15 protein-coding genes are annotated in these 18,175 nt (G+C 45.2%); 7 read left to right on the top strand and 8 right to left on the bottom strand.

The window, feature by feature from the left end; all coding sequences use genetic code 11:
- The first annotated feature begins 227 nt into the window (after positions 1-227).
- From QUA27_RS12330 to QUA27_RS12320, 3 genes are all read left to right on the top strand, one after another.
- Complete coding sequence (locus QUA27_RS12330; RefSeq protein ID WP_333068268.1) at positions 228-794, top strand: hypothetical protein; 567 nt, start codon at positions 228-230, stop codon at positions 792-794.
- 723 nt (positions 795-1,517) lie between these two features.
- A complete protein-coding gene (locus tag QUA27_RS12325; RefSeq protein WP_445251494.1) occupies positions 1,518-2,873 on the top strand; it encodes an ATP-binding protein in 1,356 nt (451 codons plus the stop codon).
- A 108-nt stretch (positions 2,874-2,981) separates the two neighbouring features.
- On the top strand, positions 2,982-4,358 hold the full coding sequence (locus QUA27_RS12320) for a sensor histidine kinase (RefSeq protein ID WP_333068264.1): 1,377 nt from the start codon (positions 2,982-2,984) through the stop codon (positions 4,356-4,358).
- 190 nt (positions 4,359-4,548) lie between these two features.
- Here QUA27_RS12320 and QUA27_RS12315 read toward each other — a convergent pair whose 3' ends face one another.
- On the bottom strand, positions 4,549-5,349 hold the full coding sequence (locus QUA27_RS12315) for an ion transporter (RefSeq protein ID WP_333068262.1): 801 nt from the start codon (positions 5,347-5,349) through the stop codon (positions 4,549-4,551).
- Positions 5,350-5,374: 25 nt separating this feature from the next.
- Here QUA27_RS12315 and QUA27_RS12310 point away from each other — a divergent pair, with 25 nt between their 5' ends.
- From QUA27_RS12310 to QUA27_RS12300, 3 genes are all read left to right on the top strand, one after another.
- Positions 5,375-7,402, top strand: a complete 2,028-nt coding sequence (locus QUA27_RS12310) for a pentapeptide repeat-containing protein (protein ID WP_333068260.1) — start codon at positions 5,375-5,377, stop codon at positions 7,400-7,402.
- A 278-nt stretch (positions 7,403-7,680) separates the two neighbouring features.
- Positions 7,681-8,202 (top strand): DUF1415 domain-containing protein, encoded by a 522-nt coding sequence (locus QUA27_RS12305; protein WP_333068258.1) that lies wholly within the window; start codon positions 7,681-7,683, stop codon positions 8,200-8,202.
- 75 nt (positions 8,203-8,277) lie between these two features.
- The gene (locus QUA27_RS12300; protein WP_333068257.1) at positions 8,278-8,622 is read left to right on the top strand and encodes an NAD(P)H-quinone oxidoreductase subunit M; all 345 of its coding nucleotides are present in this window, start codon (positions 8,278-8,280) and stop codon (positions 8,620-8,622) included.
- 215 nt (positions 8,623-8,837) lie between these two features.
- Here the strand turns inward: QUA27_RS12300 and QUA27_RS12295 are convergent, their stop codons facing one another.
- The gene (locus tag QUA27_RS12295) at positions 8,838-9,197 is read right to left on the bottom strand and encodes a hypothetical protein (protein ID WP_333068255.1); all 360 of its coding nucleotides are present in this window, start codon (positions 9,195-9,197) and stop codon (positions 8,838-8,840) included.
- 1,181 nt (positions 9,198-10,378) lie between these two features.
- On the opposite strand from QUA27_RS12295, the gene QUA27_RS12290 reads away from it, so the two are divergent.
- Entirely contained in the window at positions 10,379-12,760 is a 2,382-nt protein-coding gene (locus tag QUA27_RS12290; RefSeq protein ID WP_333068254.1) for a PP2C family protein-serine/threonine phosphatase, read from the top strand.
- Between the two features lie 182 nt (positions 12,761-12,942).
- Here the strand turns inward: QUA27_RS12290 and QUA27_RS12285 are convergent, their stop codons facing one another.
- The 6 genes from QUA27_RS12285 to QUA27_RS12260 form a co-directional block, all read right to left on the bottom strand.
- Complete coding sequence (locus QUA27_RS12285) at positions 12,943-13,638, bottom strand: CsgG/HfaB family protein (protein ID WP_333068253.1); 696 nt, start codon at positions 13,636-13,638, stop codon at positions 12,943-12,945.
- A 207-nt stretch (positions 13,639-13,845) separates the two neighbouring features.
- Positions 13,846-14,211, bottom strand: coding sequence for a DUF1823 family protein (locus QUA27_RS12280; RefSeq protein ID WP_333068252.1), 366 nt, complete (start codon positions 14,209-14,211; stop codon positions 13,846-13,848).
- Positions 14,212-14,359: 148 nt separating this feature from the next.
- Entirely contained in the window at positions 14,360-15,391 is a 1,032-nt protein-coding gene (gene gap / locus QUA27_RS12275) for a type I glyceraldehyde-3-phosphate dehydrogenase (RefSeq protein ID WP_333068251.1), read from the bottom strand.
- A gap of 493 nt (positions 15,392-15,884) precedes the next feature.
- Positions 15,885-16,196: a P-II family nitrogen regulator gene (locus tag QUA27_RS12270; RefSeq protein WP_223300725.1), complete on the bottom strand. Its 312-nt coding sequence runs from the start codon at positions 16,194-16,196 to the stop codon at positions 15,885-15,887.
- 1 nt (position 16,197) lies between these two features.
- The gene (locus QUA27_RS12265) at positions 16,198-17,169 is read right to left on the bottom strand and encodes a sodium-dependent bicarbonate transport family permease (RefSeq protein ID WP_333068249.1); all 972 of its coding nucleotides are present in this window, start codon (positions 17,167-17,169) and stop codon (positions 16,198-16,200) included.
- Between the two features lie 205 nt (positions 17,170-17,374).
- Positions 17,375-18,109: a glutathione peroxidase gene (locus QUA27_RS12260; protein WP_333068247.1), complete on the bottom strand. Its 735-nt coding sequence runs from the start codon at positions 18,107-18,109 to the stop codon at positions 17,375-17,377.
- Between the last annotated feature and the right edge of the window lie 66 nt (positions 18,110-18,175).

Raw genomic sequence — 18,175 nt, 5'->3', positions numbered from 1 at the left:
TAGATTGACCCATATGGGTAAATATCAATAGGGTAAGGTGCGCCCATAAACACCAAGCGTTGAAATGTGCGCGGTGTACACCCTACTTTTGCTAAATTGATTTGAGATTTGAGATTTGAAATTGAGTTGATACTAAGCCATACTGGTAAATATTACAAACTTTTGAAACCAACTCACCAGCCTGCTATTTCACATCTAAAACCTCAAACCTAAAATCTAAAATTCGCATGACTCCCGAAGAAATTAGCAATACCCTTAAAGACTTATTTGGTGACAGTGTTGAGATGCCGGCTGCTACTTCTTGGCAAGTAGAAACCCCCAATTTTCGCCTGTTAGTCCTCCTTTCAGAAGACGGGAGTTGGCTGCGGATTTTGCTGCCGATCGCCGATGCCCAGGAAGCTCAACCATTTCTTGATAAACTGCTAGAAGCTAACTTTGACACCACCCTCGAAACTCGCTACGCCTTACATCAAAACGTTGTGTGGGGAGTATTTCAGCACAGTTGTGCCACACTCGCGGCCGCCGATTTCTCAGCCGCCGTCGCCAGACTGCTGGCTTTGCAAGAGAGAGGTTTGTCTGACTTTTTCGGCGGTTTGATAGAAAGCCGCATCCGTCAAATCATCAAAGCTGCGAAGGCGCAGGGACAGTCTGTGGAAACTACCCTTCAGACTTTAGACCGTTTCTACGCAGAGGGATTGATGGGTGAAATGGAACTAGGGCGAGAGTCTCGCGAAAATACTCTCGCGGCTTGGCGGTATCAGCTAGAACGCCTCTGGCCGGAGGTGGAACCCTAAGACGATTTGAGACGGCAGATGGCAGACGGCAGATGGCAGATGGCAAAAAACTGACTACCATCGAGGTTGGAAGTTGCCTAAAGTTGCATTTCTTTTGAGTGGTATGGCAACCGCCCATACGGTTAGAACGTTCTTAATTGCACAAACCCTTGCGGAACATTGATTCTTCTTTCTCTCGCGACGATAACTAAAGCCTTCCATCCGTTACATTCGGTTACATCCGAAGAAAGCGAATCCGTGGCCGAACTTCTTTCTGCTGTACAATCTGCCGATTGTTGCCTGGACCCCAGTCTTGACGATACCGTTGGAACCTCAAGCCCCTTGGACGATGGCTGATCCGGGCCCTCCAACCCTCGAAGGATGCCCGTATATTCACTGATAAGCCGCTCGCGGTTCTCCAATTCCCTTCTATCACAAGAAAAATGGTATAATTTATCACAATAATTAATTATAAATATTAAAAATTTTCGGAAAACACGCGATCGCAGGTATATCATGGTAAAAAGTTTACAGCAGAACTCCGTAATATCCACAAAAGCTTCGATCGTTTAATATTGGCTTAGAAACAAAATCTTTAGCAGACAATGCTACTGCGATAGGGTTAGGCCATCGGGTACTATTCTCATTTAACAAATTAGAATAGTACCCTCTCCCAATTACCCGTTACCAATTAATAGCAACTTAAGTTATCCATCTATACAATATTTAACAGGGGTTTCATCTATGTTTGCTGTGCGTGAGACTAGCTCGGAGTTATCAGTGTTGCATATACCTGAAATTTGTACTTGGAACATCTCCTTAGAATCAACTCTCCTAGACCTGCCCCTCTACAACTGCCAAATTGAATTAACTCAACAGGCAAAAGAAGTAGCCCAGGCTTTTGAAAAAAATTCCATGCTTCCCGGCGTTATTTTGACAGAGGGGGGTAATTTTGTCGGCATAATATCCAGGCGTCTATTTTTTGAAAAAGTTAACCGCCGCTACGGGTTAGAAATGTTTTTCAAGCGACCAATAGAGGTATTATACAAGTTTTCCAAGGCACAGCCGCTGATACTTCCCGGCAGTAAATTAATAGTAGAAGCCGCCGAGGAATCGCTTTACAGATCAGGAGAATTAATTTACGAACCTGTAGTAGTGGAAGTAGCGCCTCAGAGCTACAAACTGTTAGACGCACACCAATTAATGGTTGCTCAATCAAGAATTCACCAATTAACAAATAAGTTGCTCCACAAACAAACCCAAGCCAAACTAATCCAAACAGAAAAAATGGCTAGTTTGGGGAGAATTGTAGCAGAAGTAGCCCATGAAATCAGAAATCCGCTGAACTGTATTTGGGGAAATTTAACTTTTCTGCTGTCCTATTTTGAACACTTGCTTCAGCTCATCTCGGTTTATGAAGAAGAATATTCGGAACCATGTCCCCGAATTGACGCTCTCAAAGAAGAAATTGAATTTGATTTTTTACAAGAAGATTTGCCTATCACCTTAGAAGGGATGGAGTTGGGAGCCTCGCAATTGCTAAAAATAGTTAACGGGCTGCACCACTTCTCTCACATGGACGAGACAAAGCCTGTTGAGACAGACATTCACGAATGCGTGGAGATGACGCTGTTAATTTTGAAAAACCGCTTTAAAAACAGCATAGCAGTGGTTAAAAATTACGGCGAACTGCCCCTAGTAAGCGGCTACTCCGGTCAGTTGAGTCAGGTGTTTTTGAATTTGTTAGTTAATGCTCTAGATGCCCTGACAGAGTACGCAGCCGATCGAGAAATACACACCCCGTGCCCGGACAACTGGCAGCCCCAAATCGAAATTACCACTAAAGTCATAGAAACCGAACACGGCAACCGGGTGGCAATTTGCATTGCCGATAACGGGCCCGGCATTCCTCCAGAAAATCACCAGCAGATATTTGACACCTTTTTTACCACTAAACCAGCCGGCAAAGGCAGCGGTATGGGGCTGGCTATCTGCAATCAAATCGTCACAGAAAAGCACGGCGGTCAACTCAAATTGCGATCGCAACCAGGTAAGAACACTGAATTTGAAATTCTCCTGCCCATAGTTCCCAAAACATGATTAACTCAAGAATATTCTCGGTTGTTCGCTCCTGCTGTGAAGTGATAGGCTAGCTTAGTAGTAGGTTCTCCATTCACTTTCCCAGCGTTTCGGCAACTAAAAGTTCCAGTGGCAAATAAATTCAGTTCCAAACTCCTTGGCCCTTCACTCTCAGAAGGCAGCCATCAAGACCTTTCCCTAGAGTCTACCCTCTGGGATTTGCCCCTGTATGACTTTCAGGTTAAATCGAGCTGCTTGGCCGTGGCAGTTGCCGAAATGTTTGAACAGCATCCCCTAGTGCCGGGAGTCGTCTTGATGGAAGCAGGAGAGTTTGCGGGCATGATATCCCGCAGGCAACTGCTGGAATATTTGCTCAAACCTCAAGGCCCCGAGCTATTTTTGCACCTGCCACTAAAAGTTCTCTACAGTTACGCTCGCGTCGAAATATTATTAGTCCCAGAGAGTACAACCATTTTGGCAGCAGCTCCACAAGCTCTGCGTCGATCGCCCGAATTGCAGTCAGAACCAATCGTCGTCCAAATAGACTCCCAATCTTACCGCCTCTTAGACCCTAACGCACTAAACATCGCGTACTGGCAAATTCGTGGCATAGAAACTCAAGTGCGCTACGAAAGAGCTCAAACTCAAATGATTCAAAGCGAAAAAATGGCTAGTTTAGGGCGTTTAGTCAACGGAGTAGCCCACGAAATTTTAGATCCAGTAGGCTTTATCTGGGGGAATTTAACCTACGTAAGCGACTACAGCAAAAACTTGATGGAATTGCTCTCAGTTTACGACGCATACTGTACTGAACCCCCGCCGGAAATAGCACGGCTCAAGGAAGAGATCGACTATGACTTTTTGCAAAACGATTTCCTCCGAACTGTTGCCAGCATCAAATCGGGAGCCGAACGTTTGAGCAAGCTGGCAAGCAGTTTGCAAAACTTTTGCCACATAGACGATGTTTACCCCAAACCAACCGACTTGCACGCCAACATAGACAGCATACTTTTGCTGCTCAAAAGTCGTTTGACCAGGGAAATCCAAGTAGTGAAAAACTACGGCTACCTGCCGCCAGTGCCATGCTATGCAGGACAGCTAAACCAAGTATTTATGAATATCTTGACCAATGCTATTCATACATTAATTAATGAAGCAGTCGGTCAAGAATTGGCGAAAGAGTTTAAAGGTGCAGGGCCCAAAGACTTTGATCGCCAGCCTAAAATTGAAATCACAACTCAAGTCTGCTGTCCCGAACCTGCGCCGGATTTAGATAAACTTCATGTTCGCTGGGTTTCGATTTGCATAGCAGATAACGGGCCAGGAATGTCACCTAGCAAGTACAAAAAAATTATAGAATCATTCTCTACGGAAAAACGCGCCCTCAAAGAAACCAGTTTAGCAGTTAGCTATCAAATAGTGACGGGCAAACACGGCGGTGCATTCAGGATGCGATCGGAGTTAGGCAGAGGCACTGAATTTGAAATTTTGTTACCCTTGGCTTAAAGAAGGAAGAGGGAAGAAGGAAGAAGGAAGAAGGAAGAAGGAAGAGGGAATAGGGAAGAAGTTACAGTGTATTCCTGATTTATGAAGTATAGGACACCGCAATGCCGTCTCCCTACCGGTTATCTGTACTGCACTCAACTGTCAACTGTCAACTGTCAACTGTCAACTGTCAACTGTCAACTGTCAACTGTCAACCATTATCTAATTGACTGCCGCACATTTTACAAAATCTAGCATTAGCATCGTGTACAGACCAACCGCAACCTGTACAAAAAGCTTCTCCGTGATTAGCACTTTTAACTAATTGTTTAATCAAATCCCCCAATTGCCAAGGAATCAGAGCAATTCCCGTCAAAATCATCAAAATAGTCAGAAAACGGCCGGATTCCGAAATCGGGGTAACATCGCCAAATCCCACCGTGGTCATCGTGACAACCGAGAAATAAACAGCATCCAAAAAAGTTCCAAAACTTTCGGGATTTGCCGGATGTTCGACTTGATAAATCAAACCAGAATAAACAAAAATTATTGCCAGCAAAGTAAACAAAATCCGAGCAAAAATCACCCCATCTTCGCTGCTGATGCGGAAAATAGAAATTTTTAATTCCAGAAAGCGGATGAGTCGGAGAATTCTAAACCAGCGAAAAATTCGGATAAAACTAACGTTGACAAATCCCAGCAAAAATGGTAATATTGCTAGCAAATCAATAATTGAAAAAAAACTAAAAATAAATTTAACTCGATTTTCGGCACACCACAGCCGCAATAAATACTCAAACACAAAAATAACTAAAAGCGCTGTATCGAGAGTTTGAAAATTAATTCTAACCGTTTCGGAAATCGGGTAAGTTTCGGCGATGAAGCTGGTTGAAGATAGGAGAATTAGTCCGGTAAGAGTTAAATTGACGGTTCTGCCAATTGGGGTTTCGATGTCTTCGAGATAAAATCCAATTTGCGATCGCGTTAACATAGATGAGATAATTAATACCATTTATGAGATAAGGGAATTATCGCATATGAGTATCGAATTAACTAAGGGTGAAAGATTCAATCTTTCTAAAGAAAGTCCTAATTTCAGTAAAATTGCGATCGCCCTGGGGTGGCAAGTCCGCCAGACAGCACAAAACTGCGACATTGACGCATCTGTTTTTATGTTAGCGGCAGACGGTCGCATTCCCGATGAAAAGTATTTTGTATTTTACAACAATCTAACATCGCCCGACGGTGCGGTGCGACATTCGGGAGACAGCAGGAAGGGACAAATAGACGGAGATGATGAGACGGTTTATCTGGATTTGAGCAAAATCAATGCGGCGATTCAGGAAATTGTGTTTGTTGTGACTATTCACGAGGGACAGGAAAAGAATCAAAGTTTTAGTCAAGTTGAAAATGCTTTTATCCGGCTTTACAATTCAGAGACTCTTAGCGAATTGGTTCGGTACAATTTAAATCAGATTTTTTCCCAAGAAACGGCTTTAGAATTTGGACGTTTGTATAAGAAGAATGGCGAATGGAGATTTCAGGCGGTAGGACAGGGATATAATGCTGGGTTGCAAAGTTTTGTAGATAAATATTATGTTGAGAATGCGGTTGAGAAAAGCTCGACTGCTGGTGAGAAGCTTGATGATGCTGAGGTTGTGAGGCGGTTTAGCGATCGGGTGGACAAGTTATTGCGCGAAGAGGCGATCGATCAGACAGCGCTTCCAGCATCTAGCGAAGCAGTAGAACAGGCTGCTGCTACTCCTGTAAATGCCGATACTGCGGAATCTGAGGAAGAGGCAAAAATAGATGATTCTGCACTAGAAAATCTGGAACCAGCTATCACTGCTGAGGAATTTTTGCAACGGTATAATCAGGGAGAACGAGATTTTACAGGAGTTAATTTAGCCGGAGTAAATCTGAGCGGAAAATCCCTGGTTGAGGTCAACCTGAGTAGCGCTAATCTAAGGGGTGCAGAACTCTCTCAAGCAAACTTATCTGTTGCTAACCTGAGTGAGGCAAATTTATGTGATGCCAACCTTAACAAAGCGAATCTCAGCTCAGCACAATTAGGGAAAACACAATTCATAAATGCAAATTTAAGTGAAGTAAATTTGCTTCATGCCAACCTGAGTGAAGCTAATTTGAGTGGAGTAAATCTCAGCGATGTTAATTTGTCGCCGGGGACGAATTTCAGTAGGGCTAACCTCAGTAAAGCAAACTTGACTGGCTTAAATTTGAGGCAAACACAATGGATGAATGCTGATTTGAGTAATGCAAACCTAAGTAATACTAACCTATTCGTGGCAAACCTTGAAGGGGCAAACCTTGAGGGAGCAAAACTTGAACAAGCGCTGTGCAACGCACAGACTATTTTCCCCACAGGATTTGACCCTGTTAAAGCAGGTGCTTACTTAATCGTTGCTGATGCTTCACTTTCCAACGTAAACCTAGCTGGTGTTGACTTAAATTGTTTCAACCTGAGTGAAGCTAACTTGAGCGGTGCAAACTTAACCAAAGCCAATTTGGAGGCCGCAAAACTGCTTCAGGCGAATCTGAGTGCAGCAAATTTGAGTCAAGCAAATCTGAAGGGTGCTGACCTAACTACAGCAAACCTAAGTGAAGCTAACTTGAGTAAAGCAAACCTTCGAGGTGCAAAACTAGCTGTGGCCAACTTGAGTGGAGCAAATCTGAAACAGGCAAATTTAGAGTACGCTAACCTACTTGCGGCCGACCTGAGCCAAACCGATTTGAAAGATACAAAATTAGCCAATGCAAACTTAAGCGGTGCTAACCTGACAGGCGTAAATCTGGTGGGAGTACAGCTTTACTCAGTAAAATTGAGTGGAGCTAATTTGACTGAGGCTAATCTCTGCGGCTCAAGTTTAGTGCAGGTAGATTTGAGTGGGGCAACACTTAGCTCAGCCGATTTGCGCGGTACAGATTTGAATTGTACAAACCTAGAAAAAGCCAACCTAAAGGGAGCGAACCTAAGTGGGGCGGTAAATCTGGAAAAGGCAAAACTCGCAGGCGCAATTATGCCAGATGGGACAATTCACGAATAAATTCGATCGCCAATATTAAACAGTAAGGTGGGCAATGTATTGGTGTGAATTTAACCGAAAGTCCGCCAGGGAATGAATTCCCTGGCTAATAGCAAAAGTCCTCGCTATGAGGACTAAGGAGTTCTTCAGTCCTCATAGCGAGGACTTAAGCTATGAGGCAGGGGTTTAAACCCCTGCCGGACTGAGGGAAATAGCGTTAAATTGACACCAATGGTGTGCATCGCCCTCCATAAAAATAAAGTATGATGAGGATTAAACATCAAATACATAGATTGTCGATGAATGAATCTGACACGGAAATTATAGAATCTACCCTCAGATGGATGACCGAGTTTGTCGAGTTACCGCATCCAGTTTTCAGGGATTTACCGATTTGTCCCTTCGCTAAAAAGGCACGCTTGGCTAATCAAATTTTATTCAAAATCGAGCGGTTTTCAGCGCTGACTGAGTTCGATCGCGATTCTGCCATCATGAAATCGATTCATGAATTTTACAATTCGGAATTTGAAATTATGGTAGTAATTAATCCAGAAAAAACAGCAATTAGTGCACCAGAAACTAAAGAATTGATAGACAAACTGAATAATCAGATTTCAGAGTTGGGCTTGCTGGCTTTTCACGCTCATCCCCAAGAAGATTTTAATATTGACGGGCTTCATACTAGGAGGATGCCGTATCCGGGCTTCACCGTTCAAGTAAATTCTAAGCTGAAGCCAGCTTCGGATGCTTTAGAGAAAAGTGATTATTACAAAAATTGGACGACCGAACAACTAAAATATTTTGGGATTCCGAGAAATTGACGATCGCCCGCCCTCCCCGCGTATCTCTCAGCCATTACAATAAATTCAGCAAAAAATCTTTACACATAAGAACTCATGCAGCTCAAGTCAACAACCCGCCATATTCGCATATACACCGCCATCCTCGAAGACAACGAACTCGTACCCAGCAATGACCTTTTGACCCTCGACATTGACCCAGATAACGAACTTAACTGGAACGACGAGTCAGTCAAACAGGTATATGCCAAATTCGACCAACTCGTAGACGCATACGAGGGCGAAGATTTGACGGAGTACAACCTCCGCCGTATCGGTTCGGAGTTGGAACACTTGGTACGATCGCTCTTACAAAAAGGCCAAATCAGCTACAATCTCAACAGCCGCGCTGTCAACTACAGCATGGGATTGCCTCAAGTTGATTCCAAAGTTCACCTGTAAGGGCGATCGGGCGATCGGCATTTATGTCAACTTAAGATTGAAACCCATAATAAATGTCGCTTGTAGCTGAGTTTCGATCCCTCCTACTTCTCTTAATCAGGGGAGTACGGGGGGAAAAGAGGGTGCTGTTTCGTCTCTCGCTTTGGGGATTGAGGGGGATTTAGACTTGGATACAGAGGAAAGGTGGAGATAGGGAGAATTGGGAAAATCTGCTTTTATTCTTCTTCCTGGTTCTTCCTGCTTCTTTCTGACTCCTGACTCCCGGCTTCTTCCTTCTTCCGACGGTCATCGGACTTCTCCCGCCCATTCCCAGCATCAACCGGAGAATTTGGAACGCGATCGCGTTCCAAAAACTGTTTAACTGCTAATTGGCGGTTGGTCATAAACTGACCCCAAGCGCCGGGAAACATCCCATCCAAGGTTTCCACCAGGGCCCAAACCTCAAGATTCATCACTTTGTAATAAAAACTGTGAGAATGTTGAATGCTAGTGAGTATTTCGTCTATTTCAACAGCAGGCGGCAGCTTCGGATCGGGCAACTTCTTGGGAAAGGCGCTGGGTTCATGTGGGGGCATGGTTAAATACTCAACAGCTTGCAGAGGCCGGTCAGTCGATTTTAGATTTTAGATTTTAGATTGCTTCCACAGATGAATCTGGGGGCTTCAACTAATATCTCATTTTTTTTGCTCTCCACGACTACTGTCGGGGGCTGGCATCGCTCAGTCGATTTTAGATTTTAGATTTTAGATTGACTCTACAGATGAATCTGCAGGCTTGTATCCGTCTTTGGGTAGGGTTAAATTTAACTTCTCTTGCGAAACTAGGGCGCGAGGCACAGATGACCCTTGGCGATAAAACCGAGAATTGATATTTATTTTTACCTATCGGCTCAAGTGATTTCTACGTACCAGCATCCTACCATTATAGTTAGTCTAAAATCTCAATTCACTTGACGATCGCGATTTTTTCGGAAATTGCCACTATCAGGAATATGCTGAAAACATCGTGCTTTCAAGCCGAGGACTTGGGCGTCACACGATCGTCTAACCCTGAAAGCTCATAGCAAGATTCATCCAGCCGTCAACAAAATGGTAAACTATTCGTGTCAGTACAAGACATTAAAACCTACCCCTAGACTGGGGGAAAGTCACGCCTAAAATATTGTCAGGAGTTGGACTAAATAGCAAAAAAGTTTACTAAAGTTAGTCATACTTAACTTGACTGGTTAACCTTTGTGGGTGGTAGAATTAGAGCGATGCCAAAAACCAAGGCTTAATTATCTGGGAGAGTAAACCGAGCGTGCAAGTCAAAACTGACCAGCCTGTCACAAGGTCGAACGGGAGTCCGCGTTTCGTTAAATAGGTTGAAAATATTGGATGACTCATGGCTAAAATCTTCAACTAAAATTAATTCGATTAGGGTGGGCTACACCCGAATTAACGCCTGTGGACAAGAAGGAGCCGACTCCCTTGGGTGAAGCAGGAAGCAGACCCTTCAGGAGCAATCCCGATTGAATGGTGAGACTGAAATAAGTTTAGCCAAGTTTTGTGTAGCAGATATCACTACGCGCACAACAGTGAAAACGTGGTGAACCCGGGAACCTGAAAAATCAGGATATTAGGACTGCAAAGTCTTAAGAATCTGCGTCTGTTGAGAAAGCGGGAGTGTCAAATAATCGCCACGTATCAACCCGTCGAGGTTCAATCGCTAAAATAGTTCAGATCAGCACGCTTGCCCAAAGGCGTCAGGAACCCTTATGCAAAACTCTGTGGCAAAACACTACTTATGGGCTTTAGGTGAAGGGATCAAAGGGTGTAAGCCAGGCGATCTGATCGCTGGTCGCTACTTGGTCAAGCGCGATCGACTTCTTGTCGATACCCAACCCGAACACTTGCCGGAACTGCCCGAAGAGATTCCGAGTGTTGTCACTCCTTATCTGAGACTGTTTACCTATCAGTTGCACGTACCTCAAGTATACGGCCTGGTATCGTCCAAGATGAGCAAGCTATCGGGAGATATTTGGCTACTGGAAAACGGGCCTATTTTGAAGGTGACGGAATCTTTGATGCCGGAATTGGCGGACTCCTGGAAAGGATCAGCAGCGATGCGGCAGCTCAATTGGCTGTGGCAAATTGCCCAGTTGTGGCAGCCGTGTATCGCTCAGGGCGTGGCTTCGACCCTGCTGACTCCAGAACTGTTGCGGGTGGAAGGGCAATTGGTCCGATTTCTGGAATTGCAGCCCGATCGCAAACCGCCTCATTTGTCGCAGTTGGGCAAATTGTGGCAGCAGTGGCTCGAAGATGCTCACCCGGCTATTGCTAATTTTTTGAGGCAACTTTGCCAGCAAATGGTTGCCGGTCAAGTGCGCCACGGCGAACAATTGATGGGCCAGTTGGATAAAGCTTTGGCAAAGTGCGGCCGATATTACGATCGTCACGTTGAAATTGCCACGGGCACAGATGTAGGCAGATCCCGGGCTCACAACGAAGATGCTTGCTATCCGCCCAGCGGTACGCTGTTCGCAGGAAGCCCAGGTGCGGAAGCTTGCGCGATCGTCTGCGACGGTATCGGCGGACAAGATGGTGGCGAAGTCGCTTCGGAAGAAGCGATTGGTGTGCTGCGCGACAAGTTGCAGCAAATGCCCCTGCATCAGGCTAATTGGGACCCGTTGAGCCTGACTTCCAAGCTGGAACGGGCAGCTTGTGCTGCTAACGACAAGATAGCCAGTCGCAACGACAGCGAACACCGCCAAGGCCGCCAGCGGATGGGAACTACGCTAGTTATGGGTTTAGCCCACATTCACGAGCTCTACGTCGCCCACGTCGGAGACAGTCGGGCTTACTGGATTACCCGCACCGGCTGCTATCAAGTTACTCTCGATGATAATGTGGCTTGCCGCGAGGTGCGTTTGGGCTACTCTCTCTACCGGGATGCTTTGGAACAAGTGGCCGCCGGAGCTCTGATTCAAGCTTTGGGGATTACTTCGTCGAACACTTTGCACCCGACTGTGCAGCGTTTTCCGGTGGATGAAGACTGCGTTTTGCTGCTGTGTTCCGACGGTTTGAGCGATAAAGATCGGGTTGAGGAATGTTGGGAAGCCGAGATTTTGCCAATTCTCGACGGTAGCATTAATTTGGGTAAGGCGCGCGATCGGCTGATTGAGATTGCTAATACTAGAAACGGTCACGATAACGTCACTGTTGCTTTAATTCACTGTCAAGCACATTTGAGGGAAGACGGCAATACTTTGACAGAACTGTCTGTCGCACCTTTAGATACGCCGATCGAACTAATTTCCGACAGCGAGGATATGCCAACGGATTTGAATGGGCCCACAAGCCTTGGCGATGGGAATTCTGAAGGAAAAACACAGTTGTTACAGCCGGACAAAAGCAAAAGCCCATTTTCGCTGCTGCTGAAAATTTTATTTTTATTAGGCTTGGGGGGTGTATTTGCTTATTTTTTCATCCCTCCGGTGGGTCGCGCGATCGATACTGCCGGGGAGTCGATTTTTGGCAAAGGCGGTTTAATTAATCCTGGAAGCAAGCCAGAAAAAACTGTTGAATCTGTACCTTCTCCGGTCACATCTTTAGAAATCGGCTCGTTTATAGAGATTAAAAGTTCTGGGGCTGGGGAAGTGGAAAAAGAGAGCGATCGCTTGGATTTGCGAGTCGCAATTGGTGAGTTGACTGTCAAAGGAACAGTCCCAGTCGGCAGCGTTTTGCAGGTGACAAACAAACAGCTTACACCTCAAGGCAATTGGCTGGAATTGAAAGTTTGTTCGATTCCTGAAATAGTGCGATCGAACTCTCCCAAACCCGAGTCAAATAAAGATTTTTCTAAAGTTTCAAAACCGGCACAGAATCCATCTCCCGGTGTGGCAACTCCCTCGCCTTCCCCGGCAGTTAAGCCAACAGTTGAAGTAGAAAGCGCCAAGCTGCCTCCCGGTGTGACAACTCCCTCGCCTTCCCCGGCAGTTAAGCCAACAGTTGAAGTAGAAAGCGCCAAGCTGCAACCGGGGGAAATCGGATGGATTCAAGAACAAGCTGGCGTTTCTAAAGTAGTCTCTAACCTAGCCTTAAACCCAACTCAAAAGGGAAAATGCGTTGATGCTGGATCAAGTCCCACTGCTAATTAAACTGTTAATGCTTGAGTATATTGAGCGAAATGGATATAGTTTAGTATAAAGGAAAATGCAGATTCGTAAAAAAAACTAATATTAACGGGTACAATTGCAGGTCAAGGATCTGAAAAATTTTTAGATTTTAGATTGGGGAGTTAACAATTACCAATCTAAAATCTAAAAATTTTGAAAAATTTCTAACCTAATTTCTTAGATACCTCTGCCAGTTTAGTCACCATTTGGGATACGGCTTTGTCAACTGCCGCGCTCAAAAGTGAGTCTTCATTGCTGCTGCCCGAATTGCCGCCAATACCCCTAACGGAAATATTAGAATCGCTTTGATCGGCTTCTCCAACTGCTTTGGCGGTGGCAAGAATATCTCCTGAAGCTGTACCGATTAACCGCACATCTATTTGAACGGTAGCTTTGGTTTTTTGTGAACCGGCACCGATTCCCATGAAGCTGCCGCCGCCGGATTGTTTGTCGATATTAAACTTGGTAATCGTGCCGATGAGCACGGCGTCAACTCCTAATTGTTTGCCAATTTCGGCTGCTGTGCCGGCATCCATCGCGCCGCTGCGATTTTGCTGTTTGAGCACTTGTTCGAGTTTGCTACGATCGACTACTGTATAAGTGCCATTGTTGACGAGTTCGTTGATTAACAGTTCGCTGATGCCTTTGGCGGCGCCGACTCCCCTGTAGGAAGTGTAATAGCTGTTGGTGGGGCCGTAGTCGAAGTCCATGACTACGAGGCGCTTTTTGGCCGTTGCTTGGGCGACTTGGGTTGTGGGTTCGGTGGTGGCTGGTGTGGCGATCGCATTGACTGAAACGCCTGCTAGCATTAGGGTAGCCAGGGAAATGCTGGTTAAGCGAGATATAGTGATTGTTTTCATAAAGCTTTCCTCACAGTTGTTTTGTGCCGACTCTAGGATACTTTACGGAACAGCCCGATGTCAGGGTTAGGGGTGAGGAGGTTGGAATTGGTGATTTGTAGTCTTTTTTGACTTTCAACAGGCTTAATTTTTGTTAATGAACCGCAGAGGACGCAGAGGAGACAGACTAAAGGTGGCAAGAACCGCACAGCCATCCAAAAATTCCTCTTACGCCCCAGATTCCATAAAACCCATCAACCAATTAGCCATCGTCGCCCTGCGAGTCTGTCTGGGCCCGAATTCCCCAATTTTATAGCCTTTAAAGCCCAATTTTTCCTTCAGCAACTGCTTGTTTTCTGGAGGAGTCGATCGAGTCAATTTCACCGTCGCCGGCCTAGAATCGATAAAATCCGGCGGTTCCGGGTACTCTTGCCGCCATTCGGGCGCAACACCTGTACTGTTCCACTTGCCAGTCTCGGTATCGCAGCGGTAGCCCAGATACCGCCAAACTAGCTGATTGACGGCAGCATCGTCGATTTCTTCGTTGAGAATAGCCCAAATAGTTTCGTTATTCAGCGGTGGTAATTCAGACATGAGCGCGATCGAATCGGAAATAAAAAAATTTTAACTCACATTAGATAACATTATCAGGAACGGGCAAGATGCCCGTTCCACAAAAATTCATAGGAATTGGTGTGTGGGGTGGACACGCTTACCCGCCCAAAATGCCATCCCAAAAAAATTAATTATTCAAAATTCCGTCTTTCTCGGCCATAGACAGCATTAAGTCTATCACGCGACTAGAATAACCCCACTCGTTGTCGTACCAAGAAACAACTTTGAAAAACTTAGAATTCAGTTCAATTCCCGCACCTGCATCGAAAATGCTCGATCGCGCGTCGCCCTGAAAATCTGTCGAAACCACCGCATCCTCAGTATATCCTAGAATGCCTTTGAGTTCGCCCTCCGAAGCTTTTTTCATTGCTTCACAAATTTCTTTATAGCTAGTTTCCTTCGCCGTTTTGAAAGTAAGGTCAACTACAGACACGTCGGGAGTTGGCACCCGCAAGGCCATTCCCGTCAATTTTCCTTTCAATTCTGGCAACACCAAAGTAACAGCTTTCGCTGCACCGGTGGAAGATGGAATAATATTTTGAGCCGCACCGCGTCCTCCCCGCCAATCTTTTTGGCTGGGCCCGTCTACAGTTGGTTGAGTAGCTGTCATCGCGTGAACTGTAGTCATTAAACCTTCTTCCAAACCAAAGTTATCGTTAATTACTTTGGCAATTGGTGCTAAACAATTCGTCGTACAGCTAGCATTAGAAACAACAGTATCTTTGGCTGAGTCAAATTTGTGGTGGTTGACGCCTACTAGAAAAGTTGGAACTTTTTCCGGGTCTTTTGTGGGTGCTGAAAGTATTACTCGTTTTGCTCCCGCCGTCAAGTGTTTTGATGCGCCTTCAAAATCTGTAAACAATCCGGTAGATTCTACAACATAATCGGCGCCGGATTTACCCCAGGGCAATTCGGCAGGATTTCTAATCGCTGTACAGGGGATAAAATTTCCGTCAATGACAATCCCGTCTGGTTTGCTTTCAACTTCGCCGTCGTAAATGCCGTGGGTGGAGTCGTATTTGAAAAGATAAGCCAGATTGTCTGGCGAAACTAAGTCGTTAATGCCTACAAATTCGATGTTGGGGTTTTTGATGCCGGCACGCATGACTAGCCGTCCGATGCGACCAAATCCGTTGATGCCGACTTTTAATGCAGCCATGTTTAAACTCCTCTTGAAAATGTCCTTAGTCGATCGGGCGTTAGCGAAGCCCGCCCCTACGGGGGCTACGCCAACGAAGAGGATCGCCTGTTGTGGCTTAGAATTTACCACGCTAACGGATTTTTGCAACTGATTCTTTTCTATCTCTTAAGAATTCTGAATTCTGCCCCGGCTGGGAAGGGCAATTAATCATGAAATGACCGCTGACTAATGGCTAATGGCTGATTTTTATCAACTTGTAAAAGTGCTATAATAGACAGAAATTATTTTCAAAATTGCCTTTTTTTAATCAGGCTAAAGTAATAATAAAAAAGTTACCCAAAAGGCGAAACGGATTGGCATTCTCACCAGTGGCGATTATGGGAACCAAAGCCTAAGATGAAAGTTGCCTATTCGCTCAAGGACACGGCAATGCCGTGTCCCTAAACATATGGCGTAGAATCTATGTTTAGCTCAATTTTTCCGAATTGGTATAATCACTAATAACTAATGACTACCCGACGCATCTAGTAATTAGCAATTCCACCGCATCTGAAATAAAACACGACCCACCAAATTTATTGAGCACTGGTCTAATGTTTTCTGCAACTGCTGAAACTTGAGCTGGTGAACAAAAAGCAAGCACATAAATATTATCCAGCGCCGTCATTGATGAATCACGGGAAACGTGATCCCTAGTGCTTTTTCCAGCGACATCACGGATCACCGAATAACCGGGTACGCCAGCTTTGTCTAAACCGTCTAAAATCTTGCCTAGTTCGACTGAGTGGGCTATGATTTCTACTCTTTTGACTGACTCCATCATCTCACCTCCAAAACATATTTATTCCGTATAGATACAGGGGAATGCCTACAATGATATTAAATGGAAATGTCACTGCTAAGGCAGTTGAAATGTAAAGACTTGGATTCGCTTCGGGAACAGTTAGGCGCATGGCTGCTGGTACTGCTATATAAGAAGCACTCGCGCAGAGTACGGAAAACAGCAAAGTGTCTCCCTGCGGCATTCCGATTAATTTGGCTATTACCAAAGCAATTACTGCGTTGAGTATCGGAATTAGGATTGCAAAGCCGATCAGAAAAACTCCTGCTTCTTGCAAATCTTTAATTCTGCTGGCTGCAACCAGCCCCATGTCTAGTAAGAAAAAAGTCAGAACTCCGTAAAACAAGTCTTGAGTAAACGGACTCATAACTTCCCAACCATGTTCTCCTGTCAGTACGCCCATAATTAGGCTGCCAATCAGCAGAAAAACTGAACTGTTTAGGAATGCTTCTTGCAACACTTCTGGCCAAACTATTTCGCGTTTTCCTTCTTCCCCGCCAAATACACTGACTAGAATGAGACCTACTATAATTGCCGGGGATTCCATTAATGCTAGCGCGGCTACCATGTAACCGTCAAAGTCGATCCCCTGTGCTGTGAGGAAGGAGGTTGCGGTAATAAATGTGACGGCGCTGATGGAACCGTAGGTGGCTGCGATCGCCGCGGCATTGTAAGAGTCCAGTTTGATTCTCAGTATGAAAAAAGTATAAATTGGTACTAGCATAGACATCAGCATCGCTGCCAAAATTGTCAGGGCTATTTGCTGGTCAATTCCGCTTTTGGACAGTTCGACGCCACCTTTAAATCCGATGGCAAACAGCAGGTACAGCGAAAATAGTTTAGGGATGGGCGCTGGAATTTCTAAATCAGATTTGAGAAAAATTGCCAGCATTCCCATGAAAAAAGCTAATATTGGGGGATTTAAGATATTTGACGATACTAAACTCAAATCCACGATCGTTAACTCCCATTTCTTGCGTTTTTAATATTACTTCCCCAGTAATTGTTGCACGAGAATGGATCAATAGACCAATCGAACTTTTTGACTCCGAAGCTCGATCGGGCTAAATACCGCAAAATACGGCAAAGGCGCACAGTGCACACCTTACTCGTTGTAAGGTGTGCATGCGGGCACCTGCAGGTTAAGTATTTTGGTTTAACTAAGCAACTGCCAAATAAGACTCTAGGGCTTCGGAACCACCGATCAACTTGCCGTCGATAAATACTTGCGGCACAGTTGTAGCCCCAGTCATAGCCCGGAGCGATCGAGTTGTGATCTCCCGGCCCAAGACAATTTCTTCATAATCCAAGCCCTTTTGACTCAGCATTGCCTTAGCCTTAGCGCAGAAGGGACAGCCCATTTTTGTAAACAGCGACACTAGCTTCGGCTTAGCTGCTGAGGAGTTGATGTAGTTGAGCATCGTCTCGGCATCGGACACTTTGAAAGGGTCGCCCGGTTCATCAGGCTCAATAAACATTTTTTCAACCACGCCATCTTTTACCAGCATCGAATAACGCCAAGACCGCTTGCCAAAGCCTAAATCTGTTTTGTCTACCAGCATTCCCATGCCTTGAGTAAATTCGCCGTTACCGTCGGGAATTAACGTCACATTGTCTGATTCTTGGTCTTTTGCCCACTCGTTCATCACAAAGGTGTCGTTTACCGAAATACAAACAATTTCATCTACGCCGTTTTCTTTGAAAACTTTGGCCAATTCGTTGTAACCGGGCAGGTGCGTTGACGAACAAGTGGGAGTAAAAGCTCCCGGCAGCGAGAATACTACTACGGTTTTACCTGCAAATATATCATCCGTGGTGACATCCACCCACTCGTTGTCTTTGCGAGTGCGAAAGGTGACTTTGGGTACTCTTTGACCTTCTTGGTTCGTCAGCATGATTTTAAATTCTTGGGTACTTGGGTTAAATTCCTTTGCTGACTATAGCGTACTCATAACGAGTAT

The sequence above is a fragment of the Microcoleus harperi Pol14_C6 genome (genome assembly GCF_036701295.1).
Lineage (GTDB): Bacteria > Cyanobacteriota > Cyanobacteriia > Cyanobacteriales > Microcoleaceae > Microcoleus.
This window is presented reverse-complemented; position numbering and strand designations above follow the sequence as displayed.